Source organism: Natrinema sp. LN54, assembly GCF_052439245.1.
Lineage (GTDB): Archaea > Halobacteriota > Halobacteria > Halobacteriales > Natrialbaceae > Natrinema > Natrinema versiforme_A.
In genome coordinates this window covers 276,060-302,912 of record NZ_JBQVRP010000005.1, presented here as the reverse complement: position 1 = coordinate 302,912, position 26,853 = coordinate 276,060, and the positions used below count along the sequence as shown (strand labels likewise).

General features: G+C 60.4%; 22 protein-coding genes and 2 pseudogenes. 16 read left to right on the top strand and 8 right to left on the bottom strand.

Annotated elements, in window-relative coordinates:
- Nucleotides 1-18 precede the first annotated feature (18 nt).
- The 7 genes from ACT4ML_RS16700 to ACT4ML_RS16670 all read left to right on the top strand — a co-directional run bounded on the left by ACT4ML_RS16700 (nt 19) and on the right by ACT4ML_RS16670 (nt 8,210).
- A complete protein-coding gene (locus ACT4ML_RS16700; RefSeq protein WP_444721877.1) occupies nt 19-966 on the top strand; it encodes a branched-chain amino acid ABC transporter permease in 948 nt (315 codons plus the stop codon).
- Complete coding sequence (locus tag ACT4ML_RS16695) at nt 959-2,071, top strand: branched-chain amino acid ABC transporter permease (protein ID WP_444721876.1); 1,113 nt, start codon at nt 959-961, stop codon at nt 2,069-2,071. Before ACT4ML_RS16700 ends, ACT4ML_RS16695 begins: the two co-directional genes overlap by 8 nt.
- Entirely contained in the window at nt 2,068-3,411 is a 1,344-nt protein-coding gene (locus tag ACT4ML_RS16690; protein WP_444721875.1) for an MmgE/PrpD family protein, read from the top strand. The genes ACT4ML_RS16695 and ACT4ML_RS16690 overlap by 4 nt, the downstream gene beginning before the upstream one ends.
- Before the next feature lie 956 nt (nt 3,412-4,367).
- Nucleotides 4,368-4,715: a hypothetical protein gene (locus ACT4ML_RS16685; RefSeq protein ID WP_444721874.1), complete on the top strand. Its 348-nt coding sequence runs from the start codon at nt 4,368-4,370 to the stop codon at nt 4,713-4,715.
- 308 nt (nt 4,716-5,023) lie between these two features.
- The gene (locus ACT4ML_RS16680; protein ID WP_444721873.1) at nt 5,024-6,742 is read left to right on the top strand and encodes a thiamine pyrophosphate-binding protein; all 1,719 of its coding nucleotides are present in this window, start codon (nt 5,024-5,026) and stop codon (nt 6,740-6,742) included.
- Nucleotides 6,743-6,921: 179 nt separating this feature from the next.
- The gene (locus tag ACT4ML_RS16675; protein ID WP_444721872.1) at nt 6,922-7,227 is read left to right on the top strand and encodes a DJ-1/PfpI family protein; all 306 of its coding nucleotides are present in this window, start codon (nt 6,922-6,924) and stop codon (nt 7,225-7,227) included.
- A gap of 26 nt (nt 7,228-7,253) precedes the next feature.
- The gene (locus tag ACT4ML_RS16670; protein WP_444721871.1) at nt 7,254-8,210 is read left to right on the top strand and encodes a TIGR03557 family F420-dependent LLM class oxidoreductase; all 957 of its coding nucleotides are present in this window, start codon (nt 7,254-7,256) and stop codon (nt 8,208-8,210) included.
- Nucleotides 8,211-8,712: 502 nt separating this feature from the next.
- On the opposite strand, the pseudogene ACT4ML_RS16665 reads toward ACT4ML_RS16670, so the two are convergent.
- The 3 genes and pseudogenes from ACT4ML_RS16665 to ACT4ML_RS16655 form a co-directional block, all read right to left on the bottom strand.
- Nucleotides 8,713-8,952: pseudogene (locus tag ACT4ML_RS16665) on the bottom strand (hypothetical protein); the annotation flags it as partial.
- Nucleotides 8,953-8,964: 12 nt separating this feature from the next.
- Complete coding sequence (locus ACT4ML_RS16660; protein WP_444721870.1) at nt 8,965-10,161, bottom strand: MFS transporter; 1,197 nt, start codon at nt 10,159-10,161, stop codon at nt 8,965-8,967.
- A 159-nt stretch (nt 10,162-10,320) separates the two neighbouring features.
- A pseudogene (locus ACT4ML_RS16655) lies at nt 10,321-10,550 on the bottom strand (zinc ribbon domain-containing protein); the annotation flags it as partial.
- A gap of 558 nt (nt 10,551-11,108) precedes the next feature.
- Here ACT4ML_RS16655 and cofH point away from each other — a divergent pair.
- Entirely contained in the window at nt 11,109-12,515 is a 1,407-nt protein-coding gene (gene cofH / locus ACT4ML_RS16650) for a 7,8-didemethyl-8-hydroxy-5-deazariboflavin synthase subunit CofH (RefSeq protein ID WP_444721869.1), read from the top strand.
- A 352-nt stretch (nt 12,516-12,867) separates the two neighbouring features.
- Here cofH and hutI read toward each other — a convergent pair whose 3' ends face one another.
- Nucleotides 12,868-14,148: an imidazolonepropionase gene (gene hutI / locus ACT4ML_RS16645; protein ID WP_444721868.1), complete on the bottom strand. Its 1,281-nt coding sequence runs from the start codon at nt 14,146-14,148 to the stop codon at nt 12,868-12,870.
- 28 nt (nt 14,149-14,176) lie between these two features.
- Nucleotides 14,177-15,913: a urocanate hydratase gene (hutU, locus tag ACT4ML_RS16640; protein WP_444721867.1), complete on the bottom strand. Its 1,737-nt coding sequence runs from the start codon at nt 15,911-15,913 to the stop codon at nt 14,177-14,179.
- An 88-nt stretch (nt 15,914-16,001) separates the two neighbouring features.
- On the opposite strand from hutU, the gene ACT4ML_RS16635 reads away from it, so the two are divergent.
- The 8 genes from ACT4ML_RS16635 to ACT4ML_RS16600 all read left to right on the top strand — a co-directional run bounded on the left by ACT4ML_RS16635 (nt 16,002) and on the right by ACT4ML_RS16600 (nt 23,970).
- The gene (locus ACT4ML_RS16635) at nt 16,002-16,652 is read left to right on the top strand and encodes a helix-turn-helix domain-containing protein (protein ID WP_444721866.1); all 651 of its coding nucleotides are present in this window, start codon (nt 16,002-16,004) and stop codon (nt 16,650-16,652) included.
- Between the two features lie 174 nt (nt 16,653-16,826).
- Nucleotides 16,827-17,507 (top strand): helix-turn-helix domain-containing protein, encoded by a 681-nt coding sequence (locus tag ACT4ML_RS16630; RefSeq protein ID WP_444721865.1) that lies wholly within the window; start codon nt 16,827-16,829, stop codon nt 17,505-17,507.
- A 66-nt stretch (nt 17,508-17,573) separates the two neighbouring features.
- Nucleotides 17,574-18,497: an ABC transporter substrate-binding protein gene (locus tag ACT4ML_RS16625; protein WP_444721864.1), complete on the top strand. Its 924-nt coding sequence runs from the start codon at nt 17,574-17,576 to the stop codon at nt 18,495-18,497.
- 8 nt (nt 18,498-18,505) lie between these two features.
- The gene (locus ACT4ML_RS16620; protein WP_444721863.1) at nt 18,506-19,156 is read left to right on the top strand and encodes an ABC transporter permease; all 651 of its coding nucleotides are present in this window, start codon (nt 18,506-18,508) and stop codon (nt 19,154-19,156) included.
- Nucleotides 19,153-20,172 carry an ABC transporter ATP-binding protein gene (locus ACT4ML_RS16615; RefSeq protein WP_444721862.1) on the top strand — a complete coding sequence of 340 codons (1,020 nt, stop codon included), beginning with the start codon at nt 19,153-19,155 and terminating at the stop codon, nt 20,170-20,172. The genes ACT4ML_RS16620 and ACT4ML_RS16615 overlap by 4 nt, the downstream gene beginning before the upstream one ends.
- Entirely contained in the window at nt 20,165-20,881 is a 717-nt protein-coding gene (locus tag ACT4ML_RS16610; protein WP_444721861.1) for an ABC transporter permease, read from the top strand. Before ACT4ML_RS16615 ends, ACT4ML_RS16610 begins: the two co-directional genes overlap by 8 nt.
- A gap of 20 nt (nt 20,882-20,901) precedes the next feature.
- Nucleotides 20,902-22,386 (top strand): HAL/PAL/TAL family ammonia-lyase, encoded by a 1,485-nt coding sequence (locus tag ACT4ML_RS16605; RefSeq protein ID WP_444721860.1) that lies wholly within the window; start codon nt 20,902-20,904, stop codon nt 22,384-22,386.
- A gap of 120 nt (nt 22,387-22,506) precedes the next feature.
- Nucleotides 22,507-23,970: a YjiH family protein gene (locus ACT4ML_RS16600; RefSeq protein ID WP_444721859.1), complete on the top strand. Its 1,464-nt coding sequence runs from the start codon at nt 22,507-22,509 to the stop codon at nt 23,968-23,970.
- A gap of 130 nt (nt 23,971-24,100) precedes the next feature.
- Here the strand turns inward: ACT4ML_RS16600 and ACT4ML_RS16595 are convergent, their stop codons facing one another.
- From ACT4ML_RS16595 to ACT4ML_RS16585, 3 genes are all read right to left on the bottom strand, one after another.
- Nucleotides 24,101-24,544, bottom strand: a complete 444-nt coding sequence (locus ACT4ML_RS16595; RefSeq protein WP_444721858.1) for a RidA family protein — start codon at nt 24,542-24,544, stop codon at nt 24,101-24,103.
- 139 nt (nt 24,545-24,683) lie between these two features.
- Nucleotides 24,684-25,940: a Zn-dependent hydrolase gene (locus ACT4ML_RS16590; protein WP_444721857.1), complete on the bottom strand. Its 1,257-nt coding sequence runs from the start codon at nt 25,938-25,940 to the stop codon at nt 24,684-24,686.
- Nucleotides 25,941-26,286: 346 nt separating this feature from the next.
- The gene (locus tag ACT4ML_RS16585) at nt 26,287-26,670 is read right to left on the bottom strand and encodes a Cap15 family cyclic dinucleotide receptor domain-containing protein (protein WP_444721856.1); all 384 of its coding nucleotides are present in this window, start codon (nt 26,668-26,670) and stop codon (nt 26,287-26,289) included.
- Nucleotides 26,671-26,853: the final 183 nt, after the last annotated feature.

The following is a 26,853-nucleotide window of genomic DNA, read 5'->3' as shown; positions in this document are numbered from 1 at the left end:
CTCTCGATGATCGCAACGATGGGTTTCAGTTTCGATTCGGTGGCCGCGTTGCCTTCGGTCGGCGGACTCGCGACCGAATCGGCGACGGTGGCGTTCATCCGACCGTCGACCGCGCTCCAGTTGATAGCCTTCGCCGTCCTCCTCGGTGGCATCTACGGGCTCGTCGCGCTCGGTCTGACGATGATCTTCGGCGTGATGGACGTGATCAACTTCGCGCACGGGGCGATGATGGTCGTCGGCATGTACACGGTCTGGTGGACCGCGACGGCCTTCGGCCTGCACCCGATCCTGTCGATTCCGCTCGCCGTGCTCGGCCTGTTCGCGATCGGCGTCCTCGTCCACCTGACGACGATCTCGTCGATCATGGACGCCCCACAGGAGAACCAGTTGATCGTGACCTTCGGGATCATGCTGATTCTGATCAGTGCCATCGAGATCACGTTCTCGACCGATCCGCAGAGCCTCGGCCTCGGACTTGGTTCGGTCGCAATAGCTGGCGTCTTCCTCCCGCTGGGCCAGTTGTACGCCCTGCTCATCGCGATCTCGGCCGTGGTCGTCGTCTGGCTCTTCCTTCAGCGGACGCAGCTGGGACGAGCGATTCGCGGCACGGCCGACGACCGGACGGCCGCACAGTACGTCGGGATCAACGTGCCCCGGATCGACTACCTGACCTTCGGTATCGGTGCGGCGCTCGCCGGACTCGCGGGAGCGGTGATCCCGCTGTTCCAACAGATCAATCCGTACCTCGGGGATTCGTACCTGATCAACGCGTTCGTCATCGTTGTTCTCGGCGGACTCGGCTCGTTCCCCGGTGCGTTGCTGGGCGGGCTGATCGTCGGGTTCGTCCATGTGTTCGGTCAGTACTTCCTCCCCGGATCGGGGTACCAGATCTCGATCTTCCTGATATTCATCCTCGTGTTATTACTCAAACCCGAGGGCCTGCTCGGCGGTGGTGTCAGTGAGTAACGCCGACGTCTCGAGTCGCCTCGATCGGGCCCGCCGACAGTACCGGACGTTTCAATCGAAGTGGTACGCGACGCCGGCGATACTCGCGGGTATCTTCGGACTGTTGCTCGTTTTGCCGCTGGTCCTCGACCTGTACTTCTTCGGGTTCAGTCTCGGGTCGTGGATCAGCGTTCACGTGCTGGTCATCACGCTCGTCTGGGCGACCGCGGCGCAGGGATGGAACGTGATGTCGGGGTACACCGGCCAGTTCTCGTTCGGGCACGCCGCGTTCTTCGGGCTCGGAGCCTACGGGACGATCCTGCTCCTGAACACGGCCGGACTGAACCCGTGGCTCGGCATGCTGATCGGCGCGACCGTCGCCAGCCTGTACGGGCTGCTCATCGGCGTGCTCTGCTTCCGGTACGACCTCCGCGGGCACTACTTCGCGCTCGCGACGCTCGCGTTCGCCGAACTCCTACGGCACACGTTCAACACGTTCTCGCAACTCGGGGGCGCGAGCGGCTACTTCAAGCCGCTGCCCCGGTCGTACGGCGCGGAGTTCGGGTTCGCCGCGTTCCAGTTCCGGGAAACGCTTCCGTACTACTACATCATCCTCGGCTTCCTCGTCGTCGTCACGGCCGTCTCGCTCGCGATCAAGCAATCGCGGCTCGGCCTCTATCTGTTCGCGATCCGCGAAGACGAGAGTGCCGCCGCAGCCGTGGGTATCCCGACGTTCCGGTACAAACTCGTCGGCATCGGCGTGAGCGCGTTCTTCACGGCGTGGGCCGGCGCGTTCTGGGCGATGTATTTCGATACAATCCGCCCGGACACCGTCTACGAACTGCTCGTCAACGTCGAGATCCTGTTGCCGGCGATCGTCGGCGGCGTCGGGACCGTTATCGGCCCCATCGTCGGCGCGTTCGTCGTGATTCCGCTCAGCGAGGTCGCCCGGCAGTCCGTCGACATCACCGGCTTCGACCGGGTCATCTACGGACTGTTGCTGGTCGGTATCGTCCTCTACAGTCCGCAGGGGGCGATCTCGTGGCCGCGACGGGCCGTCGAACTGCTCGGCGCGTACGGGCCGTCGAAGCGAAACGCCTCGGCGACGGCCGACGACGACGAATGACCGCCGACGAATCGATCGCGTCGTTCGTCGCTCCCCTCTCTCCGGACGACGTTCCCCCGCCGGTTCGCGACCACGTCGGGCTCGTCGTCGCCGACACGGTCGGCACGATCGTCGGCGGGTCGACGACGGACCCCGTCGCGTCGCTCCGGCGCCGATACGCCGACCGATCAGACGGTCCCGCGACCGTTCTCGGGACGACGGCGACGCTTCCCGTCCACCAGACCGCGACGCTCAACGGGATCGCCGGAACCGTCCTCGAGCTCGACGAGGGGCACAAACTGGCCGCCGGACACCCGGCGATCCACGTCCTGCCCGCGGTGCTCGCCGTCGCCGAGGCCGATGGCGGCACCGCCGAGGCCGCCTCGACGGCGTTCGTCGCCGGCTACGAGACGGCCGTCCGCGTCGCGCAAGCCTGTCGGCCGCTCGCAGAGGGCTACCATCCCCACGGCGTCTGGGGCGTTGTCGGCGCGGCCGCCGCAGTCGCCAATTACGAGGGACTGGACGCGGACGAAACCGCCAACGCACTCCGTATCGCCGCGAACCACGCCCAACACACCCGATTCGAAGCGGCGATCGAAGGAGCGACTGTCAGAGACACGTACGCCGGGATGAACGCGCCCGACGCGATCGCCGTGGTCGATCACGCTCGGAGCGGCTTTTCCGGTCTCGAGGACGGTCTCGCTCGCCACCTCGAGCGGGCGAGCGACGGCCCGATCGAGTTCCCCGCGGACCTCTCGCTGGGCGAGCAGTGGACGGTGACCGAGGGCTACTTCAAAATCCACGCGGCCTGCCGGTACACCCATCCCACGCTCGATGCGATCGATGCACTGGAGTCGACGGAGCCGATCGATCCCGAGGCGCTCGAGCGCATCACGGTCGAAACGTATCCCGCCGCGGCGACGCTCACCGATCCGTGCCCCGAGAATCGCCTCGCTGCGAAGTTCTCGGTTCCGTTCGCCGTCGCGACGCGACTCCGCCGCGGACACGCCGGCAAGTCGGCGTTCGAGCCCGCGGCGCTCGACGCAGCGACCGAGAGACTGGCACGGCTCGTCGAGGTCGACTCGACGCCGAAATTCACGTCGGCACTGCCCGACTCGCGAGGAGCACGCGTAACGGTCGTATTCGCCGACGGACGCGAACGAACCGAAACAGTCGACCACGCACGCGGCGGCGTGGAGCGTCGGTTTTCGGAGGACCGACTCCGAGAGAAGTTCCACTCGCTCGTCGATCCGACGCTCGGGCGCGAGACCGCGACCGACGCGTGGGTGACGCTTCGGGACTGCTGGTCGGGGGACGTCGACCGACTCTGTCGGTCCGTCGTTCCCACCTCCGACGCGTAGTTCTATTCCCTTTCCGTTCTCGGGGTCGGTTCGTACGGATGAATAGTTCGGAATCAGAGAGCTGGCTCAATACATATCTCGAGAAATACTTCTGAAATAGTCCGGTTGCCGCGCTTTTGGCGTCGAGCTCCGAATTCACGTCGGTGGAGTAGCGTTCGGAGTCGTCGTCTGCTGTCGACGAGAAACACCACACCCTCTGGAGTATTTTCTCTCACATATTCGAGTGTGGACCACTCCGTGGGGACGGTCGCAGTTGCCGAATCGGGCCGTATACAGCGACTGCTGTTCGTTCCGTGATCAATCACATGGATGGCACTCGAGCGGAATCTCGAGTCGAATCGCCGTCTCGTCGACTGCAACACGATTCGGAGTCACGTCAATTCTGGACTGGACATCACGCGTGTGAACCAGATCGTGAGCCATGCTGTGCTCTTCTCAATGCCAGACTATCTACTTCTCTAGCTGTTTTTGAAAGTGATAGCTTGGGGAGATAGATCGATACTACGCTCTCAGTTCTTCCCCGACGTGATCGTACACAGGAGTACGTTTAATTCACGACTCCTGTCTCAATGACACCTGGCTCTCGAAACGGTTCTTCTGGCGTGGAAGCGCGGCGACGAAGGTCAGGGGTCGGAACTCGCGCAGGCTAATATGTCGAGTCAAGGTGGTATCTGCGACGGACTTCGAGAGGCCAGAGAGGGACGTCTCGAGGAAGCAGACGTCACAGACGACTGACTTTCGGTATCTCCTCCCCTCCCCTTCGGGCGTCAATAAACGATTCGCGCCATTGGCAGCAATCCGTTCAATGCAGTGGATGATATAGTCATTAGCAGAAGGACTCATAGGGCCCTGCTGAAATCCTCTTCTTTAGATACTTAATCTCGTGAATCTACCGCTCACCCTATATGCGAACTGAACACCAGAAGTGCTATTAACCCAATTGGGGCATCTGATGTATGGGAGGCAAAATCTCATTTGACGGTCTAACACTTGCTGGCGTTGCGAATGACGAGGATGGAGAAGTGGGCGCAGATACCGTTTTCCACTTTGAGCAGACCGGTGAACGAATCTATGCAAACTACTCTGGTGGCGATATTGCAGATGGTCACTTGGTTGGTACGTTTGATGGGGAGCAGTGGGACATTAGATACACCCAAATAAATACAGATAACGAAACCGCAACTGGCCACTCTGTTGGTGATGTCGAACTTCTTGACGATGGACGTGTGAGAGTTGAAGATGAGTGGGAGTGGGAATCAAAATCCGGCACTGGCGAGTCAATTCATGAAGAAATTGATGAGTAGATAGTCGTCACAAATCACATCGTGATTCGGGAGGGCGACCGATGAGTGACGATATCGAGACCGTCGACGCCGTCGGCGAGGATACGCTCGAGGTGACTGTCGGACGGGACGATCTACAAGTTTCCCGAATTCCACGTCCCCCAACTGAAAGCGATGTTCGACGCCCTCGAGATCGAGGGTGCGGAGGTGCCGGAGTTTGATAGAACCGCCGAGAACTCTCTACTGGTGGAGGTTCCAACTACGTGACTGTGAGAACGGTTATCACCATCAGGCCCGGGGTTTAATTAACTGGGTATTGGCGATGACCTATGACGGATGGAACGGCCGAAGACGAGTGGGAGTACACGGGCGCCGACCTCTTCGTCGACGCGCTCGAGTCCTACAACGTCGACTACGTGTTCGGGAACCCAGGTACGACAGAGCTCCCAGTACTGGAGGCGATCGGACAGACCGATCTCGAGTACGTGCTAGGGGCCCACGAAGACGTCGCGGTCGGGATGGCCTCGGGATACGCGCAAACGCGGCGATACCACGCGCATCACGACGACTCGGTCAACCCCGTCGGCGTCGTAAACCTGCACATCGCGCCCGGACTGGCGCACGGTCTGGGAAACATCTACGCCGCCAAGCGGGCGGGCGCACCCGTCGTCGTCACTGCCGGCAACCAGAGCACCGATTTCCGTCACGAGGAACCGGCCCTAGCGGGGGAACTTGCCGATCTGGCCGACCAGTTCTGCAAGTGGTCCGACGAAGTGCTCGACGTCGAAGCGTTGCCGACGATGCTCCGGCGAGCGTTCCGGGTCGCGCTAACGCCGCCGACCGGCCCGGTCTTTCTCGGCCTGCCGCTGGACGTGATGATGGCGGAGACGGACGCCGACCCCGAGCGTCTGGGCGAGATTCCCAATGCGGGGAGCGGCGACCCGGTGCAACTCGAGCGCGCCGCCGACCTGCTCGTCGACGCCGACAGCGACGACGTGGCGATCGTCGTCGGCGATCAGATCGCTCGCTCCGGTGAGGAAGCCGTCGCCGCTGCGGTCGAACTCGCGGAGTCGACAGGCGCTCACGTCTATGGCGAAATCCACGCGAGTGAGATCGACTTCGCGACCGATCACGAGCAGTGGATCTCGTACGTTCCGCCGGACGAAGAGCGTGCGGCGGAGCTGCTGGACGCCGACACGATCCTGTTCGCCGGGACATCGACGAACACGACACTGACGCGTCATGAACAACCACTGGTCGACCCCGACACGACCTGCGTTCACGTCGGGGACGATGCCTGGGAAGTGGGCAAGAACCGTCCCGCCGACGCGGCGGTCGTCGGCGACCTCGGGCTGGTCCTGCAGGAACTCATCGAACGCATCCGGCCGAACATCTCCGAGGAGACGGTCGCGGCGCGACTCGAAACGGTGCGCGATATCAAAGAGACGGTCGACGACAGGTTAGCCGGCGTCGGCGAGGGGGACGCCGAGGACGATCCCCGCCCGTCGAAAGCACAGCTCATCGACACGATGAAACGGGTCGCGGACGGCGCCTACGTCGTCGACGAGAGCGTCACGTCGATGTTTCCCATCAAAACGCGCTGGGACTTCGATCCGGAACAGTACATCACCAACAAAGGTGGCGGCCTCGGCTACGGCCTCCCCGCGTCGATCGGCGGGGCGATCGCCGAACGCCAGCGAGACAATCCGCGCGAGGTGATCGGTTTCGTCGGCGACGGGTCCTACCTCTACTACCCGAACGCGATCTACAGCGCGGCGCGCTACGACCTCGATCTCACCGTCGTCGTTGCCGACAACCGCAACTACCGGATCCTGAAGGACAACACGCTCGACCTACTGGGCGGTGACGAGGAGGACCACGAGTTCGTCGGCATGGACTTCGACCCGCGGGTCGACATCGTACAGAACGCCGAAAGCCACGGGGGGCGCGCAGAACTCGTGAAGGATCCCGATGAGATCGAACGAGCGCTCGAGGACGCACTCGCCCGCGACGGCGTCGACGTGCTCGACGTGCTGGTGCACGATTGAACCGTACGAGCTCCGCTCGCGGCGACGGCGCCGCACGCTCACTGGCCGCGCCGGCTGGCCAGTCCTCCGATTAGCGCTAATTCCGGAAGAACTACTAATAACTTCTATAACTAATAATTCGACACTTACTTCGATGTGAGAAAAATCTTTAACCGTAGACTGGTGGCAAATACACCTGCATGAGTACAACTGACCGGCAACCCCTCGACGGAGTGAGCGTCGGAATTCTCGTCGCGCAGGAAGGCACTGAAGAAGTCGAGTTCACCGAACCAAAAGAGACCGTTTCGGACGCCGGTGCCGACGTCGTCGATAATCGCGAGCTGACTTCCTACGCCAGTCTACGGACGGAGGTCGAGAACACGGGAGGCGAATGGACCGATCAGGAGGTCGTCGTCGACGACGGCGTCGTGACGAGCCGCAACCCCGACGATCTGGACGTGTTTACGGACGCGATCGTCGAGGAGTTCGCAGCGGCCTCCGAGTAACCGCGTGACGCCCGAACTTCACAGACATGACTGAAATCGGATTTACCCTTTCGAGCGAAGAGCACCACCCGAACGATCTGGTCGAGTACGCGACGCGGGCCGAAGCGATCGGCTTCGATTTCCTCTCGATCTCGGACCACTTCCACCCGTGGATCAGCGCGCAAGGCGACGCGCCGTTCGTCTGGTCGACGCTCGGCGGTGTCGCTGCAGCGACGGACGAGATCGATGTCGGCGTGGGCGTCTCGGCGCCGATCGTACGCATCCACCCGGCGATCTACGCGCAGGCAGCCGCGACGACGGCAGCGATGTTCGACGATCGGCAGTTCTTCGCCGGCGTCGGGACGGGCGAACTGCTCAACGAGCATGTCCTCGGCGATCGCTGGCCAGAGCACGAAGTCCGCCTGGAGATGCTCGAGGAGGCGGTTGAGGTGATCGACGAGCTCTGGACGGGCCAACAGGTCAGTCACCGCGGCGAACATTATACCGTCGAGAACGCGAAGCTGTTCACGCTCCCCGAGGAACGGCCGCCGATCTGCGTGTCGGCGTACGGCGAGCGCGCCGCGAAAGCGGCAGCTGATTTCGGCGACGGGTTCTGGTCGGTCGGCCCCCAAGACGTCGTCGAGACGTGGGAACAACACGGCGGGGAGGGTCCCCGTTTCTGCCAACTCCAAGCCTGCGTCGCCGACAGCGAGGACGAGGCCGTCTCCACCGCACACGAACAGTGGCCGATAGCGGGTCTGAAGGGGGAACTGAACTCCGTCTTGCCGACGCCGAAACACTTCGAGCAGGCGGCACAGATGGTTTCGGAAGAGGATATCGCGGAGAGCAGCATCATAACCGGACCGGACGCCCAACAACACATCGACGCGATTCAGGGGGCGATCGACACTGGGTACGATCACGTCTACGTAATGCAGATCGGGGACGACCAGGACGCCCTCCTGGAGATGTACCGAGAAGAAGTCCTTCCGTCGTTCTCGTGAGCGTCTTCAGAGATTCCGAGGCTGTCCGTGACTGAGTCGGACGCGCTCGCGTTACCATCGGTCTAACCTTCGGAAAAGATCTGAAAGAGAGGTTTTTCACCCTTCGTTGTGAAACGTCCCTTCACGGTAGCCGGGGGTGATGCCGTTCGTTGCTCCATTGGCACACCGAGGGTAATACGCAGGTTTCGCTTGTAGGCGGGGGAGGGGTGACCGCCTCCCAACCACATTCCTAATGAAATATTATAAAGAGCAAGGAGAATACCCGCTCCTTTAGGCGCGGGATGAATCCGACACCCCACTCCCAGTCGGGACTCGAGGACGGCTCGTTCGCCGAGGCCAGCCCGGACCATCTCTGGCGGCACGAACACTTTCCATGACGTGAGGTGGTACTGAAGCGGATACGGGACGGAATCGGTGGCGTAGGCCGCGTCGGTACGGGGGACGGCAAGGCTGACAAGTGCGCTAGTATCGGCCACGACCGTTCGGAGCTGCGGGCAGCCGCTTATCGATCGTCGTCTGCGGTGTCGACCGCCGTCGCATCCCCGTCGTAGATGCCGACGTCGTCGGGAGCGGAGATATCGAGTGGTTCATCCTCGAGGTCCGCTTTGAGCAGGCGGAGTCGTTGCGCGGCCTCAGCGCCGACCAGCTGCTTGACGGTCTCAAACTCGAGTTGGTCGTCGTCGTACTTCGTCGCGGCGAGTTCCTGAAACATCTCGCTGTCAGCGGTCTCTTCGATGTACTCCGACCTGAACAATCAATAATCGATCGAAGCGAACACAGTGAGGGCGACGATAGCAGCCAGACCGGCGATGCCGAGGAATGCCTCGTCGAAGTATCCTTGCTCGGCGATCGCCCCGAAGAGGACCGGACTCAACGCGCCGAGCGCGAGATAGACTGTCCGAAGCGCACCTAAATTCGTTCCCTGTGTTCCCTCCGGAAGTCGCCGAGTGAGATCTGATATCACGATTGTTTCGAATCCCAGAAGACTACTCGCTAGCACAGTCACGGGGACGAACAGCCACACTGCTTCGACGAACGGAAGCGCGGCAAGAGCCAGACTTGCCACACTCATGAGTGCTAACAGCGGAATTCGAACGCCGATACTATCGTAGGCCCGACCCGCAACGGGCTTCATCAAGATACCGAGCGCGAAAAAGAAGCCGAACAGAGCGGTTGCGATCCGTGCTGAGATCCCCTTCTCGTCGATCAAATACGTCGGATAGAAGCCCATGAATGCCTGAATGATTACGGCCCAGAGTACGAGTAAGATGGTTCCTCGCAGCACAATCGGTTGAGACAACGTTGAGAGAATATCTCCGAGCGCGATAGACTCGCGGAGTGATGTCGCTGCTGACATCCGTTTTGGAAGCGTCGCCCAGAGACCAACTGCAGCGAGCAGGAAAAGCGGAACGGCGAGCCCCAATCCGTACTGCCAGGCCATTGCGGTCGCAATGAATCCGGCAGCGGGTGGCATCACTGCGTTCCCGATATCGCCAGCAGCCATCGTTGCACCCGTCGCTGTGCCGAGTTGCTCGGAATAGATCTTCTCCAAAATCGTAAACCTCGAGACGCCGTACAGTGCTGTCCCCGCGCCGAACAACGCTGTCGCTGAAAACAGAATGACCGCCGAGTCCGCGACGATAACGAGCGCGAGCATCGCCGCGGCGAGGAGCGAACTGGCGATCAATAGTGGGCGCTCTCCTATCCAGTCAGCAAGGATTCCACCAGGAAGTTGGCCAGACGCATACGCGATCCAGAGGACCGTCAAGAGGAATCCAGATGTCGTCAGTGTAAGATCGTACGTGCCGCGAATATGTGGTAACACCGCCGGATAGATCATCCGAACGCTGATCGATAGGAACCAGCCGAAGGCAACGGCGAGTAGAATCTTCCCGCGTCCACCACTCCAGAGTTCACCAACCGCGCGTTCCACTGCCGGAATGTAGCGCACAGTGGTGGGTTTCTGGTCGCAGTATTCAGTCTTATTATTTGTACGGGAAATCGCCTCAGGGTCAAGTGGTTCGAGACGTCTTCGGCATCTCGTCATCACGGAAGATCCAAGATCTTCCGAACGACCCCGAGGCTTTCGCGTGGACTCCCGTTCTATGCTTCAGTAGGGGCGGAGGGTGTACTCCCCACTCATGTTCAACGTCCCGCGATTCAAGCGCACATCTATGGGTGCGCCTCCGTCACCTGCGTTTTGCCTGCGACGGAGATACTGCAAACCGGTGTTCTTCGAGGCGTTGTAGTCGGCGTGGTTCTTGTATCCATACATTTGACACTTGAACGCCTTTCCAGACCGATCATCTCGTGGGTAAACCCACATCCCCGGGAGCAGCGCTATGGTGAAGTCAATTGGCTCTGTGCCACGGTTGCCGAACTCTCCTAGGCAGTGTTTGCCGACCAGCGTCTCGAAGAGCCACTTCGAACCGATGTGATACGGATCCTCCATGAACTCCAATCGCGGCTGCTGTTCGCCCGGCGAATCACTCTGGAACCAGACTCAACGATTCAGCTATGGGGCGATGATGAGATTGCGACGGACGATTGGAAGAGCTATGTGGACTGAAGTCGAGACTGGTTTTCTCAATGCAGATGGTCTTGTCATATCTGAATGGAGTTGTTCTCAGAGAAGCTATCGTATCTAACAACTGTTCAGCAGATGTGCGGTGACGGGTTAAGGAAGAGAGTTCAATTGTGGCATATTATTCGACCACGGCAAAAGGTGAAGAATCGTTCCCGGGATTCGACAACATTCATATATTATGAAGGGTAGATTGATTGGTGAATTAGGCCCAGATGATTGGTAAGGATATGTGTTATCAACGTATCCTGACTGGCATTTAAGTAATTTCCTCAGCACCAATCTTTTTCGCACTTTCGAATCAATTCAGATGCGTGTCCTGGATTGACAAAGAAGCAGCGGCCTTAGCAAATTCAGAACTTGACTTTGAGTATCAACCGGAGACTAACCAGTCCTTTGAGAATGCACTCACAAAGGCTCGCGATGGAAAGCGACTCACCGTGGCAGATGCCGTCGAGTTACTTACTACTGGGTCAGATTCTGAAGGGCTTGATCCAGACCGAAAAGAAGCTGTCCTCGAAGTAGCAGACCGACGCCGTGCCGAGATGGTCGGCGATGAGGTGACGTTTATCGCCAACCTCAATAACAACGTTACAACGGCCTGCAACACAGGCTGTCTATTCTGCAATTTCAAGGATACCGCACATCAGTTCGAGAAAGACTCTGAACAGGAACATCCCGGATTCACCAAGACACCCGCAGAGTCACGGAAGATAGTCCGTGATGGAGTTGAACGCGGTATATACGAAGTCACATCCGTCTCAGGCCTTCATCCGGCACTTGCGTTGAACGAGGAACACAGAAAGCTTCTGGATCCTGATGATCCACAACTCAACTACAAACCTCCAGCAGTCTACGATACCGATCCCTCTACCTATAAAGAACAGATCCGCGCAATGAGTGTTGACGGCGTACACGTTCATTCGATGACGCCCGAAGAGGTGCATCACGCTCAGCGAGGTGCTGAGTGGGACTACAAACACGTGTACCGTGAACTCGAACAAGTGGGTCTTGATACCGTACCAGGGACAGCGGCTGAAATTCTCGTCGATGAAGTGCGTGAGATCATCTGTCCGGGGAAAATCGATACTGAGCAGTGGATGGACTCGATGCGTGCTGCAGCCGGTGTAGGACTTCCGATGACAGCCACGATCATGTACGGGCACGTCGAAAACGAGATGCACCGTGCGATGCATCTCAAACGCGTTCGGGATCTACAGGATGAAACAGACAATATTACTGAGTTCATCCCACTCTCATTCATCCACCAACAGACGCCTCTCCATGAACACGGAGTTGTTTCGAGCGGTGCGAGTAAAGCTGAAGATGAGTTGATGATCGCGGTATCACGGCTCTTCCTTGATAATATCGATCACATCCAGTCCTCATGGGTAAAGTACGGCGACGAACATGGCCTCAAACTCTTGAATTGCGGCGCTGATGACTTTATGGGGACTGTTCTATCAGAAGAAATCACCAAGCGTGCAGGCGGCGACCATGGTGAGTTCCGCTCGTTTGTCGACTATGCCGAGATGATTTCGGCAATCGGCCGCGTTCCAGTCGAACGATCAACAGACTACACCAAGCGACGGCGAATCGACCCGGATGAGTCTCCGCTTGGGCCGAAACTTGGCCCGAAAGCGGATGGAACTCCACTCCTTACCGAGAATCATACGGATAGCGGCTCGTCAAGTGGGCCTACAGTTGTGGACGACGATTAAGTTAAGCACGCTCCCAGAGGTCACGCCCACCCTGATCGGACCTGAGCACCCCGGGAGAGAATCTTAAGAATGTTTATATTATTCCAATGTGGACCTCACCCCGGTAGCGCCGGATTCGCCGAACATCACGTCACGTAGCGGCGCCCCATCGATAGTTTCTCTTGCAGTGCCTCTTCCAGCGGGCCGTACATGTCGACTGAATTGGTGACCAAGTGGCTGTCTATTGACTCGGTCTTAATTACGGCGTTCCTCAATTCCGCAAGAAATCTGTCTGCGAGCGGACAGACTCCTTGAGTGGGTCGGGTGTCAGGTGGTTCATTCAGGAGGCTGCGTCTGAGCGCGATGACGTCCCTCACCCTCCCGAAACGACCGCGCCATCTTTCAGCACCGTCTCGACGAGATTGACGTCGTAGGTATACGGGAGATGTCGGTACGACGGCGCATCGAGTATGACGAGATCGGCCGGTGCATCCGTCTTGAGGGTCCCCGATCGTTCGTCGTGATCGATCGCAGCGGCGCCGCGGGTCGTGATACCGAGGATCGCCTCTGCGGGCGTCATGCCGACGCCGACGCAGGCTAGTGTCGCCGCGAAGCCCATGCTCTGGGCGTAGCAGTTCGGGTTGAAATCGCTCCCGATCGCGGGGACGACCCCGCGCTCCCTGTAGGGCCCGAGATCGGGATAGTCGCCGCCGAGCCCGAACGCCGTTCCCGGAAGCAAGACCGGCGTCACGTCGGCGTTGATGAGGGCATCAATATCATCCTCGCTCGACTGGAGGAGATGGTCCGCACTGGCCGCCGGCAACTCCGCCGCCAGGCTCGCTCCGCCGAGGTTCTCGAATTCGTCAGCGTGGATCTTCGGCGTTAACCCATGGTCGATCCCCGCCTCGAGGATTCGTCGGGATTGCTCAACCGTAAACACGCCGTCTTCGCAAAACACGTCGCAGAACTTGGCGATGCCCTGATCGGCGATCGCCGGGAGCTGCTGTTCAATCACGGTGTCGGTGTAGTCATCGGCGTCAGTGTTCTCCGGAACGGCGTGTGCCCCCATGAACGTCGGGACGACGTCGATCGGGTGGCGCTCAGCGGCGCGGTCGATCGCCGACAGGAGCTTCTGTTCGGTGTCGACGTCGAGACCGTAGCCGGATTTCACCTCGACGGTCGTCGTCCCGTGCTCGAGCATCGTCTCAAGGTGTCCAAGCAATCGGTCGACCAGTTCGTCCTCCGACGCGTTCCGGACGGCTCGAACCGTGCGGAGGATCCCGCCGCCCTCGCTGAGGATCTCTTGATAGCTTTTCCCGCGGAGTTTCGCCTCGAACTCGTCGGAGCGATCTCCAGCGAACACCGCGTGCGTGTGGCAGTCGACGAATCCAGGCAGTACGCAGCGCCCGCTCGCGTCGATGGCCGTGTCTGCGTTTTCGATCGGATAGTCGCGCGTGAGCTCGTCGGCCGCACCGGTCGCGACGACAGTTCCATTTTCGATAACGACCGCGGCGTCTGGTATCGTATCGAGAAGCGGTTCGTCCGGCGGGTCCGCGGTGCTGGTGGACTCGGTCGATTCGCCCGCCGCTCCGCCGGTTGATTCTCGGGGACCGACGACGACCTCGTTCGCATCGTGGATGATAGTGTAACTCATGTCGTACGCTACAGGCGATTTCGGGGTTTCAGTCTTCCTCCATCGGAACGGTCACGTCCGATTGCTGTGCTTCGTCCAGCGCATCCTCGTAGCCGGCGTCGGCGTGGCGGATCACGCCCATCCCCGGATCCGTCGTGAACACTCGCTTCGCCTTCTCGGCGGCGAGGTCGCTCCCGTCAAGGATGACGTGGTTGTTCGCATGGAGCGCGTTCCCGATACCGACGCCACCACCGTCGTGGACGCTGACGATGTCCGCGCCCGCCGCGCAGTTCAGCAGCGCGTTGAGGATTGGCCAGTCGGCGACTGCGTCGGTTCCGTCCCGCATCGCCTCGGTTTCGCGGTTCGGGCTGGCGACGCTTCCGGCGTCAAGGTGGTCTCGAGTCACGACGATCGGCGCGGCGATTTCGCCCGAGGCGACCAACTCATTGATCCGGAGCGCGAATCGGGCGCGTTCCGTGAGTTCGTTGTCGCCTTCGCCCTCCGTGTTGTAGCCGAGCCAGCACACCCGGCTCGGAAGCCCCTGGAACTGGATCTGCTCCTGTGCAAGTTCGATCCAGCGCTGGAGGTGATCCTTCTCGGGGAACAGTTCAAGAACGGCCTCGTCGGTCCGGTAGATGTCGTCGGGGTCGCCGGACAGCGCGACCCAGCGGAACGGTCCCTTGCCGCGACAGAACTGCGGGCGGATGTACGCCGGGACGAATCCCGGGAAGTCGAACGCGTCGGATCGCCCCCGGTGTTCCTCAACCTGTCCGCGGATGTTGTTCCCATACTCGAAGGTGATCGCACCGCGTTCCTGCAACTCGAGGATCGCGTCGATGTGTCGCTCCATCGTGTCGAGGCTCTCCGCCCGGTACTGTTCTGGGTCTTCGGCACGGAGGTCGTCGGCTTCGGCCACGGAGTAACCGGACGGGTAGTAGCCCTCGAGCGCGTCGTGGGCGCTCGTCTGGTCGGTGATCACGTCGGGAACAAACCCGCGGTCGAGCAGCGCCTCAAGCAGGTCCGCTGCGTTTATGTGGACGCCGACGCTGTAGGGCTCGCCCGCTCGTGCCGCCTCCGTTGCGCGTTCGATTGCGTCGTCGACGTCGTCGGTTTTCTCCATGCAGTAACCCGTCTCGATGCGCCGGTCGATTCGCGCTTCGTCGACCTCAGCGGCGATACAGACGCCCTCATTCATCGTAACCGCGAGCGGCTGGGCGCCGCCCATTCCCCCGAGTCCCGCCGTGGCGACGACCTTGCCAGAGAGATCGCCGTCGAAGTGCTGGCGGGCTAGTTCCGCGAGGGTCTCGAATGTTCCCTGGATAATCCCCTGAGTGCCGATGTAGGCCCACGAACCGGCCGTCATCTGACCGTACATGATCTTTCCCTCGGCCTCGAGTTCGTGGAAGTGGTCCCAGTTGTCCCACTTGCCGACCAGGTTGGAGTTCGCGATCAGCACCCGCGGCGCACGCTCGTGTGTAGGGAATCGACCGACCGGCTTTCCGGACTGAACTAGCAGCGTCTCGTCGTCCTTGAGCGTTCGCAGCTCCGACAGAATCGCGTCGTACGCGTTCCATGATCGCGCGGCGCGACCCGTACCGCCGTACACGACGAGGTTCTCCGGATCTTCGGCGACCTCCGGATCGAGATTGTTATTGAGCATTCGAAGCGCGGCCTCCTGTCGCCACCCTTCGCACTCGAGGTCGGTACCTGTCGGTGCGCCGCGGTATTCGCGCCACTGTTCGCTCGGTTCGCCTCGCCCGAGGGCTGGTTGTTGGTCACGTTCCATACGTGTGTCAATAACCCACGGGACCAATATCAGAAGCGTTCCGTTCGGAAACTGATTTATAACCCGAAGGGCTGTGTGGTGATAACACGTGTACGAAGCTACCATCGTGATTTCCGATTCGAGCGCGTACACCGAACCGACCGACGGCACCGACTGTCGGATCGAACTCTGGTGTAATGAACACGCCGACCTCCTGTACGTCACTGGATCAACCATCGAACCGGTCATATCGCAGGTGCTGACGGATATTGGAATCGACGAACTGGTTCGCGGGGACGAGGAAGCCGTCGTCATCACGAGTTCGTGTCTGAAACGCCACGAAACGACGTACATCGAACGCTACCTTGAGTCGCACAACTGTCTGCTCCTGCCACCGCTGCAGTACGAAAACGGGGCAAAGCACTGCCGGATCCTCGCGCTTGAGTCCGAGAGTCTGTCGAATCTCTACGCCGAGTTAGTTGACGACGGGTTCACCATCGACGTCCAGAGCAAACGCGAGATTGACGCGCCGACCCAGTCGTCGCCCTTGTTGTCCCTCGATCAGGTGCTCCCGGAACTCACGCCTCGACAGCGGGAGACGCTGCTACTCGCCGTCGAAAGCGGATACTACGAACTGCCTAGGGAGACGTCGACCGAAACGCTCGCCGACGAACTAGGAGTGAGTCGACGCACGGCGGAGGATCACCTTCGCCGGGCCGAACGAAAGCTCATCACGTCGCTCGTCTCGTATCTCTACTGACGGTTCGTGTCGCCTCTTTGTTCGGGACATCGCATTCAAAATACGACCTGTCCGTGAATATGTGTACGGTTGACCGGTGAATAGCTATCCTCATAACCATAAATCGCGCCGATTCTTGTGATAACTTTCGGAAGAGCCGCGAGTTTATTAGGGTGGCGCCGTGACTGGTGGGGTATGCTCAGCGTCCGGTTGCGCGTTCGATTTTCCGGGGACTGGACCGAGAGGATCGGCGAACTCCGTCTCAAGGGCGATATCTACACCGCAACGCTGCACGAACGGCAGTATCGAGGGTTCATCAGAATTCGAGGGGAAGGCGTCGATGAGGCGATCGGGATGATCGAAGACGCCGAGTATCACACGGACGTCACCGTCGTCAGGCGCACCTCACGCGACGGAACCGATCGGGCTTCGATCCTCGTCGAAGCGCATCTCGAGGAGCAGACACCGTACCTGCTGTTGCTCGAGAACGGATTTATGCCGCTCGATCCGACGATTCTCGCAGACGGCTGCGAGTTCTTTGATCTCTTCGTCCGGGATCGAGAACGATTTATCGAACTTGTCGACCTGTTGGAGCCGATCGCGAACGTGACGATCGAACGCGTTATCTCGGACATTGACGCGCCGATCCAGCCCAGTCCCGTCAGCTGGCAGCAACTCTCCACGACGATCACCGATCGACAGTTCGAGGCTATCGAACGGGCGACTGATCTCGGCTACTTTTCTGTCCCGCGCGAGGCTACGCTGACCGACATCGCCGACGAAATGGGGATCGATAAATCGACCGCTGGTGAGCATCTTCGCCGAGGGCTTGGACACATGGCCGCGTTTTTCGTTGAGGAGTCGCGATTTTCCTAACACCTACTTAAAACATCCTCTATGTTGGGAGTGACTGATTACTTCTACGCGGCGAGACAAAGTAGCATGGAAAACGGTATCACGAGGCGAGATCTGATCGCCGGAACGTGCGCGAGCGTCTCCGGTGCGGCTCTCGCCGGTTGTACGGGCGTATTGGACGACGATTCGGTTGCCGTCTCGTCGAAGGACTTCACCGAGCAGTTCATTCTCTCTTCGATCACGGCGATACTCCTTGAAGAGGACGGACGCGACGTGGAGGACAACACCGGCCTCGGTGGAACGACCGCTAATTTCGAGGCGCTCCAGAACGGTGAGGTCGACCTCTACTGGGAGTACACGGGCACTGGGTGGGGGAGCATCCTCGGTCGCGACGAACAGATCAACGATCCCGACGAACTGTATCAGTCGGTCAGTGATGCCTACCAGGAGGAGTTCGATATCGAGTGGCTTGAGCCGGCACCGCTCAACAACACCTACGTCATTGTTGCGAACCAGGACTGGGTCGACGAAACTGGTGTCGAGGATCTTGAGGACCTCGCATCGCACGTGGAATCGGGGAACACCGATTTCACGATCGCGATGAATCCCGAGATCGAAGATCGCGACGATGGCTGGGGTGGGCTCCCGGAAACGTACGATTTCGACGAGTACGCCGACGACGTCGACACGACGAACATGCAACTCGGACTCGCCGTCCAGGCGGTCGCGAGAGGTGACGTCGAACTCGGGTTCGCCTTCGAGACGGACGCTGAGATCGAAGAGTACGGTCTCGCAGTGATCGACGATACGCTGAATCACTTCATCATCTACAATCCGGCGCCGAACGTTCGCCCAGAAATACTTGATGACGACCTCAGGAGCCGGCTGAACGAACCGACTCCGGAACTCGACACGGAGACGATGCGCGGGTTAAACCACCGCGTCTCCATCGAGGAAGCGGATCCACGGACCGTCGCCCGCGAGTGGCTTGAAACGAATGGTTACATCTGATCGCACCTATGGTTTCCCCAACAGGCGTCCTCGAGTGGATGACCGCCAACGGCGACGTCTTGATTCGACAAGGGATCGAGCATCTGTCGATCGCGCTTACCGCGCTCGGGATTGGCGTGTTGCTCTGGGTTCCGATCGGCATCGCGATCCGGAACAACGATACCGCAGCTCGCCTGTTCCTCGGGACGTCGGGGATCATCCTTACGATACCGAGTCTGGCGCTGTTACCGCTGTTGATCCCGATATTCGGCATCGGGAACGAGCCGGCGATCGTCGCACTGATACTGTATTCGTCGCTCCCGATCATTCGAAACACGTTCATCGGAATCGTCGGCGTCGACGATGCGACGACGGAGGCCGGACGGGGACTCGGCCTGACCGATCGGCAACTGTTGGTCCGGATCCAGCTCCCGATGGCGATCCCGGTGATCATGGCGGGCATCCGCCAGGCCGCCGTTCTGCTGGTCGCAATCACGACCGTCACGGCGTACTTCGGTGCTGGCGGCCTCGGATCGTCGATTTTCGCCGGGATACGGATCGCGAACGGCGACCAGGTTGTCGGAGCGACCATCGTCATTTCGCTGCTCGCGATCGGCTTAGACACCGCTCTCGGAGGCGTTTCGAAACTACTCGCACGGAAGGGAGGAACTAACGCATGAGTACAAATCTGAATTCGAATCCGACTGACGCAGGACCGAACGCGATCGAGTTTGATGGCGTATCGAAAGTGTACGGCGACGGAACGGAAGCCGTTTCCGACGTTTCGTTTGCGGTTCCGCGGGGAGAGACGGCGACGATTGTCGGCCCCTCCGGCTGCGGGAAGACGACCACGATGAAGATGATCAACGCGCTGATCGAACCGACTGCGGGTGATCTTCGCGTTACCGGGAGATCTGTGTCGGATCTCGACCCAATCGAACTGCGACGGAATATCGGGTACGTTATCCAGGATATCGGGCTGTTCAACCACATGACGGTCGGAGAAAACGTCGGTATCGTCCCTGATATACTCGGCTGGGACGACGACCGGATTGACGATCGAGTTGGAGAGTTGCTCGAACTCGTACGGCTCCCCGACGGCGTTCGCACGAAATATCCGCCTGGGCTCTCCGGCGGCCAGCAACAACGCGTCGGTGTCGCGAGGGCGCTCGCGGCTGAACCCGACGTGATCCTCATGGACGAACCGTTTGGCGCCCTCGATCCGATCACCCGTAAAGAACTGCAGGACGAATTCCTGCGCATTCAGGAGGGCCTCGACGTGACGATCGTTTTCGTCACCCACGATATCGACGAGGCGTTGAAGATGGGCGATCGGGTCGCTGTGATGCGCGACGGCGAACTCGTCCAGTACGATCCACCCATCGAACTCTTGCGGAATCCGGCGGACGAGTTCGTCGCGTCCTTCCTCGGGGAGGATCTCGAGTTGAAACTACTCGGAACCGTCACCGTCGGCGAGGTCATGGGATCTGTCGACGACGGTCGCGATACCCGTTCCGGCGGATCCACGCTCTCACCCGCGGACGACCTCCGGACGGCCGTACAGACCTGGCTGCGCGAGGAAACCGACGAGATTCCCGTCGTCGAGGACGGAGCCGTCGTCGGGCGGCTCTCGATGCAGCATCTCCGGCACGTGCTCGGCGAACTTCCGAACGCACTCGAGGGAAACCATGCCTGACGAGCCGGTCGCGTCAACGATCTACTCGATTGAGATATTGGCCGTCACCGGCTGGCTCGAGTACATCCTTGACCACCCAGACCGGTTCGTGCAGATGCTCTTCGAGCACGTGCGGATGGTCGCGATCGGCGTTGCCGGAGCGATCGTCGTCGCGGTTCCTGCTGGGGTACTGGCGACGCGTCACCGGCGCGTCGGACAGGTGATCATGAACGCCGGCGCAGTCGCCCAGACCGTGCCGCCCCTCGGCGTGATCGCCCTGTCGTTCGCCATTCTCGGTATCGGCCAACGACCGGCGATCCTCGCGCTGTTCCTCTACGCGCTGTTGCCGATCCTGAAGAACACCGTCGCTGGAATCCAGAGCGTTGATGACGCGCAGACCGAGGCCGGACGGGGGATGGGCATGACGCGGCTCCAGCGGCTCCGGTACATTGAACTGCCCCTCGCCGTCCCGGTCATCTTCGCCGGGATCCGAACCTCGCTTGTGTTGAGTGTCGGCGTCGCCTATCTCGGCGCGTTTATCGGGGCCGGCGGCTTCGGACAGTGGATCATCCTTGGGCAGGAGATGTACGATACGAGTATCCTCCTCGCGGGGGCCATTCCCGGAGCGACACTCGTTATCCTCCTCGATCAGACCCTGGGCTGGCTCGAAAAGCGACTTCGCACGACGGGCGCATCGACCGACGACCAGCTGGACCCGGCCGTCACCTGACGACGTCCCCACTCGAGACGATGATCACGATAGACGGTACTCTCACGATAGCAGAGGTCGTCGCGGTCGCACGTGACCGCGAACGAGTCGAACTCGATCCCACAGCCCGGGACGCGATCGAACGGAGTCATCGAGAGGTCGAATCGATCGTCCGCTCGGATGCCTCCGTCTACGGCGTTACCACCGGCCTTGGCGATCTCCAGGACGAACCCGTGTCGCCCGCCGAACTCAAGGCGCTGCAGCGAAACCTCGTTCGGAGTCACGCGACGACAGTCGGGACGGAACTGCCGGTCGATGTCGTTCGGGCGTCCCTTCTCGTCCGGGCGAACGCGCTCGCTCACGGGCTCTCGGGGGTTTCCCCGGCGCTCGTCGAGCGACTCCTCGCGTTCCTCAACGAGGGGATCCACCCCGTCATCCCGATCGAAGGGAGTACGGATGACCTCGGCGCAGCGGCCCACATCGGCCTTGCGCTCATCGGTGACGGAACAGTGACGGTCGACGGCGAAAAGCGAGACGCTGCCGAAGCGCTCGAGCAGGCCGGCCTTGACGGGTACGAGCTCCGACCGAAGGAAGGGCTCGCGATTGCCAGCGGAACGCCGATCATGACCGCACTGGCCGCGCTCGGCGTCTCCGATGCACAGCGACTCGTACGGACGGCCGACCTCGCCGCCGGCTGGACCTTCGCGCTCGTCGGTCACTCGCCGAGCGCGTTCGACGAACGGGTCTTTGAGGCGCGGCCGTACGACGGACAGCGGACCACGGCACGGAACGTTCGCGCGCTCCTTCCGGAAGACGGCTCCCGGTCATACACGACGCAGGATCCGCTCTCGCTGCGCTGTATCCCGCAAGTCCACGGCACGGTCCGTGACGCGCTCTCGTTCGTCCATCAGACGATTACCACCGAACTGCAAAGCGCGACCGACAACCCGCTGATTTATCCCGACGGAACCGTCCTTTCGTGCGGAAACTTCAACGGACAGCCGATCTCAAGTGCGGTTGATCTGCTGTCATCGACCCTCGCGAAACTCGGTCGAATGAGCGAACGCCGGACGAACGCGCTCGTCACGGCGGACGACGGATCGGCGTTCCTCGCCGACGATCCGGGTGTCGAATCAGGGATGATGATCGCCCACTACAGCGCGGCCGGACTTGCGGCCGACATCACTGGAGAACAGCGTATAAGCGAGCGGTCTGCGATCGTCTCCGGCGGCCAGGAAGACGTTCATAGCATGGGCACGCTCGCCGCTCGCCGACTCACGTCGACGATCGAACAACTTGAGCGAATCGTCGCCATCGAACTGCTCTGTGCGGCCCGACGGTCACTTCTCGACGCGGAGCCCACGCTCTCTCCGCCTCTCGAGTCTGCCGCCGCGACGCTCGAGACCGCCGTCGGCGTTCCGCGCGGCGACGAACCGCTCACTGAGCGGATTCGGCGAACAGCCGACCTCATCCGGGACGAGGAACTCCTTGATGCTGTCGCAGATACAGATATTCGCCTCCGCTGAGCCGATTCGTGCTCAGTTCGCGCGCCGGGTGCTGCGTTCGCTCCGTTGACGCCATTCCTCTTGAACCACCCACCATACGGCACCACACTAATGTTGGTAGATGATGCCACACATAGTCGTATGTTTGATAAAGCGGCCTGGTCGCATGGGGATCAAGAAACGAGATATGCTGAAGAAGAACAAAAGCCAAAAACGATCGCCGACGTGGATCTCACGGAAATTCGCAGCGGCCCCATCTCAAAGTTCGTCTTGGCGTTCGTCATCGGGTTCGTCTTCTTCCTCGTCCCAGTTCCGTGGGATGGGCAGGTGACGGTCCCGTTCGACATCGTCGTCAGCTGGATCACCGACTCGTTCCCGACTATCGCCGGCGTGTACGCGCTGGCGCTCATCGTCGCTGGAGGACTCCTCACGACGCTCGCGGAGTTTCGCAAACGCGGTGTCCTGTCGCTGAGCGATGATCTCGCCGGACGGCTGACGCTTTCGTACTGGGAAACCTCGGCGCCGTTCTGGCTGTTCCGGGTCGCCGGCGCCGTCCTCGCGCCGTTTCTATTCCTCGGAATCGGCCCAGAGTGGATGGTTGCCGGATCGACCGGTGGATTGGTCTGGGGTACGCTCATCCTGAGCGTCGCCGTCATCATTCCGATTGGCGCGATATTCATCAACCTCTTCGTCGAACTAGGAGGTCTCGAGTTCGTAGGGACGATGGCCCGTCCGATTATGCGGCCGCTTTTTCACATTCCCGGCCGCGCTGCGCTCGACAGCGTGGCGTCGTGGGTCGGCTCCTACAGCGTCGGGTTCTACGTCACGCGCAACGTCTTTGATCGCGGCGAGTACTCGAAACAGGACGTGTTCATCATCTGTACGTGTTTCGCGACGGTTTCGATCGGGTTCGTCGGCGTCGTCGCCACGACCGTCGATTTGCTCGAGTTGTTCCCGATCATCTTCCTCGCGTATCTCGTCTGCATCGCGATCACGGGGGCCATTTTAGTCCGCATCCCGCCGCTCAGTAACGTCCCCGACGAGTACATCACCGAACCGAACCCGGAGACGCCGTTCCGAGGATCGCCGGGCGACTACTTCCGGTTTGGGCTTTCGGAAGCCGTGAAAAAGGCCGAGGAGGGCGGATCCATCGTTGGCGCATCGGTTCGCGGCTTCGTTGACGGGCTCAAACTTGCGGTCTTGATCCTCGGGACGATCCTCTCAATCGGGCTCGCCGCGGTTGTCCTTGCCGAGTACACGCCGGTGTTCGACATTATCTCGCAGCCGCTCGTGCCGGTCATCGAACTGCTCGGCATCCCGGACGCAGAGGTCGTCGCCCCGGCCACGATCATCGGGATCACCGAAATGTTTATTCCCGCGCTGTTGGTTGCCGAAGCCGACGCGATGGCCCGGTTCTTCATCGCCGTGCTCTCGATCTCGCAACTCATCTTCTTCTCGGCGACCGGTCCGATGATGATGGACATGTTCAGCGACGTCCCGATCCGGTTTCGCGACCTCGTCCTGCTGTTCGTGCTGCGGACGATCATCCTCGTCCCGGTCATCGCCGCGATAACGCACCTACTCGCGGCGTTCGGCATGCTCTAGGAGCCGCTCGCGTTCGAGCGTTCTCACCGCGAATCCTCTCCACAGACACTGATCAACGAAAGTCGAGTCGTCAAAACGGTGTGCTTCTCCCCTGTCCACTGTGAAGCGGGAAACGTGACCCGTCTCGCCCTCAGATTTCTCGGATCACGTCGCCGTCCGGATTGAGCGAGGCGATATCCTCGTCGGTAAGGGGTACTTCAATTTCGATTTCCAGAAGGTAGTCCTCGTGAGCAAGTTGATGCGCGCCGAGAACCGTATGGCACGGATACGGCTCGTTGAACGTCTCAAGGTACACCTCCTTGTATCCGTCGTAGTACCGCTCGTGGGGTTCGATGATGTGCGTGGTGACCTTCACGATGTCGTCGTATGATTTGCCGATCGTCTCGAGCAGAATCCCGACGTTTTCGTAGGCTTTGCGTGCCTGCGTCTTGATGTCGTCGCCGACAACGTTCGAATCGGCGTCCATCGCAACCTGGCCGGCCATGTAGAAAGTGCCGTCCGCGATGATTGCGTGATTGTATCCGATCTCCCGTGCATCTTTGAGCTCCGGCGGATTGATCGCGAGCCGTTTCATAGGGACACAAACACCGTCAACAGCAAAAGGAATCCCGCTCCGGATGGAGCCCGGTTCTTTACTGTTGTCGGGACTGCGTCGGCACGATCCGTCTCGTATCGGGCTCGAACTCCCTTGAGAAGCCGAATGTGAATACCGCTCACTCCGCGGACGATGTAGCGAGTTGAGCAGCGGTTTCCGCGAGGACGCGCGTCGCGGTCGCACAGTCGTCCCAATCCGTCCACTCTTTCGGATTGTGGGACACGCCGTCCTTAGACGGAGCGAACAGGAGCCCTGCGTCGGTGACGTCGCTGACGTTCGCCGTGTCGTGCATCGCGGCGGAGTGAAGCCGTTTTGCGGTGGCGCCGCACCGATCCGCAGCGTCGACCGCAGCGGTGGTACATCGGTCGCTCATATGGCTCGGCGGATCGTCACGGAACCGGTCGAACGTGGTCTCGACCGAGCGCCGTTCCGCGATCCGCTCAAGTCGCTGTCGAAACCGATCGACGAGCGCGTCCATCGTCTCGTGTTCGACGTCACGGATATCCAACTCCACATTGACGCGCCCAGGGACGATATTCCGCACGTTCGGCTCGATCGTCTGCCGGCCAACCGTTGCGACGGCCGCGGGGTGCTCCGTCGCGATATCCGACGCGATCTCCTCGACTGCCTGAACGAACTCGGCGGCTGCGACAAGCGCATCGGTCCGGTCGTCCATTGGTGTCGCCCCGGCGTGATCCGCCTCGCCTCGAACGTCGGCGGAACAGTTGGTGATCCCGGTGATCGAGTCGACGATGCCGACGTCAGACCCGGTCGACTCCAGGCGCGTCGCCTGTTCGATGTGGAGTTCGAGCCATGCGTTCCAGCCGGTCGGATCGATTGTCTCGTCGCCGTCAAAGTCGATACTCGAGAGGCGGTCCGCGAGTGTCCATCCCTCGTCGTCCTCAAGTTCGAGCACGTCCTCAAGCGGTCGACTCCCGGTGGCGACTGACGATCCGAGCGTTCCAATACCGAATCGACCGCCTTCCTCTTCCGTGAACGAAACGACCTCGAGCGGCCGCTCCGGCGTGATGTCGGCGTCCTGAACGGCGCGAACGGCCTCGAGTGCTCCGTACACGCCGAGCGGGCCGTCGAAGATGCCGCCCTGTGGAACGGAATCGAGGTGGCTCCCCATTGCGACGGGTTCGACGTCAGGATCGACGCCGTCGGGGACCCACCGACCGGCAATATTGCCGACCGGATCGATCCGGACGGTTAATCCGGCCGATTCGAGCCGCTCGACGAAATACTCGCGAGCCGCCTGATCCGCCTCGCTTCCCGTCAGCACCGTTCGCCCGTGGCCCGTTTCGACGCCGAGTTTGCCGAACGCTGCGGTCTCGAGGATGTCCTCTCGAAGTCGCTCCCGAACGATTTCCATAGTACCGCTTTTCCGACGACCGCTATAAACGACCTGCCACCATTCGGTGAGAAACGGCGGAATCGCCTCGACGGCCTCAGTAGCACCGCAAACGCCGTGACGAATCTCGTGGCTCTAACAGCGAAAGGGCTATGGAACGGTACTGTTGAAGCACGTGCTCGCCTGATGTGATCAGTAGAATGTGCTGTCACCGGCTCGTCGGTCGCGCTCGACGGTGCCTACTATCACGTGACGGTCAAACACGAGCAGTCGGCCGGTTCCAGTCGCCCGATTACGATCACCTGATCGCCGCCCAGGACGACCTGGACCTGCTCGGCGGGTGGCTTGAGGATGGTAGAGAATAGGTTTACTCGTCGACGCGTTTGAACTGTAACCGTCCGTAGTTTGTCCGGTTCTTCCCGGTGTAATAGTATCCTTCCAGTACGTCCTCGTCCTTGTCGTAGGTCACCGTTGTTGTTCCGTAGTGGGCCTCGAGATTATCGTGGGCATCGTAGTCGGGATCATTTTCGTATGTATAGCTCAGAACCGAATCAATACCGTCATTAACATGGATCGTTGCCCCATCGCTTGTTGAGTTGGATTCTGGCCCGTCGAGTTCGACAATAATCCTGTCCCACGTTTGCTTGATAGCGATCTCTGTTTCCATCGCAGTGAGGTCGTCATCAGGATCATCGATAGCTGCGATCCTGTCGTCTTCGACATCATGTGCTGTCCACAGATGCCCTTCCATGTTCCTTCGAGGTTCAGGACTTCTACGATGCCCCACTTGCGTAGTTGCGGGTGTTTCCACAGAATGCCCGTGAATAGCTTATACAGTACCCACGATGCAAGGGCAAACGACGGAACCCACCCGATCCCGAGTTGCGCCTCGAGGAATGTTCTTATAAACAGATCGAAAACAAGAACGATGACC

Coding starts and splice junctions, on each gene's coding strand:
- ACT4ML_RS16700 (WP_444721877.1), top strand. CDS start 19: ATGGGTTTCAGTTTCGATTCGGTGGCCGCGTTGCCTTCGGTCGGCGGA.
- ACT4ML_RS16690 (WP_444721875.1), top strand. CDS start 2,068: ATGACCGCCGACGAATCGATCGCGTCGTTCGTCGCTCCCCTCTCTCCG.
- ACT4ML_RS16685 (WP_444721874.1), top strand. CDS start 4,368: ATGGGAGGCAAAATCTCATTTGACGGTCTAACACTTGCTGGCGTTGCG.
- ACT4ML_RS16680 (WP_444721873.1), top strand. CDS start 5,024: ATGACGGATGGAACGGCCGAAGACGAGTGGGAGTACACGGGCGCCGAC.
- ACT4ML_RS16675 (WP_444721872.1), top strand. CDS start 6,922: ATGAGTACAACTGACCGGCAACCCCTCGACGGAGTGAGCGTCGGAATT.
- ACT4ML_RS16670 (WP_444721871.1), top strand. CDS start 7,254: ATGACTGAAATCGGATTTACCCTTTCGAGCGAAGAGCACCACCCGAAC.
- hutI (WP_444721868.1), bottom strand. CDS start 14,148: ATGAGTTACACTATCATCCACGATGCGAACGAGGTCGTCGTCGGTCCC.
- hutU (WP_444721867.1), bottom strand. CDS start 15,913: ATGGAACGTGACCAACAACCAGCCCTCGGGCGAGGCGAACCGAGCGAA.
- ACT4ML_RS16630 (WP_444721865.1), top strand. CDS start 16,827: ATGCTCAGCGTCCGGTTGCGCGTTCGATTTTCCGGGGACTGGACCGAG.
- ACT4ML_RS16625 (WP_444721864.1), top strand. CDS start 17,574: ATGGAAAACGGTATCACGAGGCGAGATCTGATCGCCGGAACGTGCGCG.
- ACT4ML_RS16620 (WP_444721863.1), top strand. CDS start 18,506: ATGGTTTCCCCAACAGGCGTCCTCGAGTGGATGACCGCCAACGGCGAC.
- ACT4ML_RS16615 (WP_444721862.1), top strand. CDS start 19,153: ATGAGTACAAATCTGAATTCGAATCCGACTGACGCAGGACCGAACGCG.
- ACT4ML_RS16610 (WP_444721861.1), top strand. CDS start 20,165: ATGCCTGACGAGCCGGTCGCGTCAACGATCTACTCGATTGAGATATTG.
- ACT4ML_RS16605 (WP_444721860.1), top strand. CDS start 20,902: ATGATCACGATAGACGGTACTCTCACGATAGCAGAGGTCGTCGCGGTC.
- ACT4ML_RS16600 (WP_444721859.1), top strand. CDS start 22,507: ATGTTTGATAAAGCGGCCTGGTCGCATGGGGATCAAGAAACGAGATAT.
- ACT4ML_RS16595 (WP_444721858.1), bottom strand. CDS start 24,544: ATGAAACGGCTCGCGATCAATCCGCCGGAGCTCAAAGATGCACGGGAG.
- ACT4ML_RS16590 (WP_444721857.1), bottom strand. CDS start 25,940: ATGGAAATCGTTCGGGAGCGACTTCGAGAGGACATCCTCGAGACCGCA.
- ACT4ML_RS16585 (WP_444721856.1), bottom strand. CDS start 26,670: ATGGAAGGGCATCTGTGGACAGCACATGATGTCGAAGACGACAGGATC.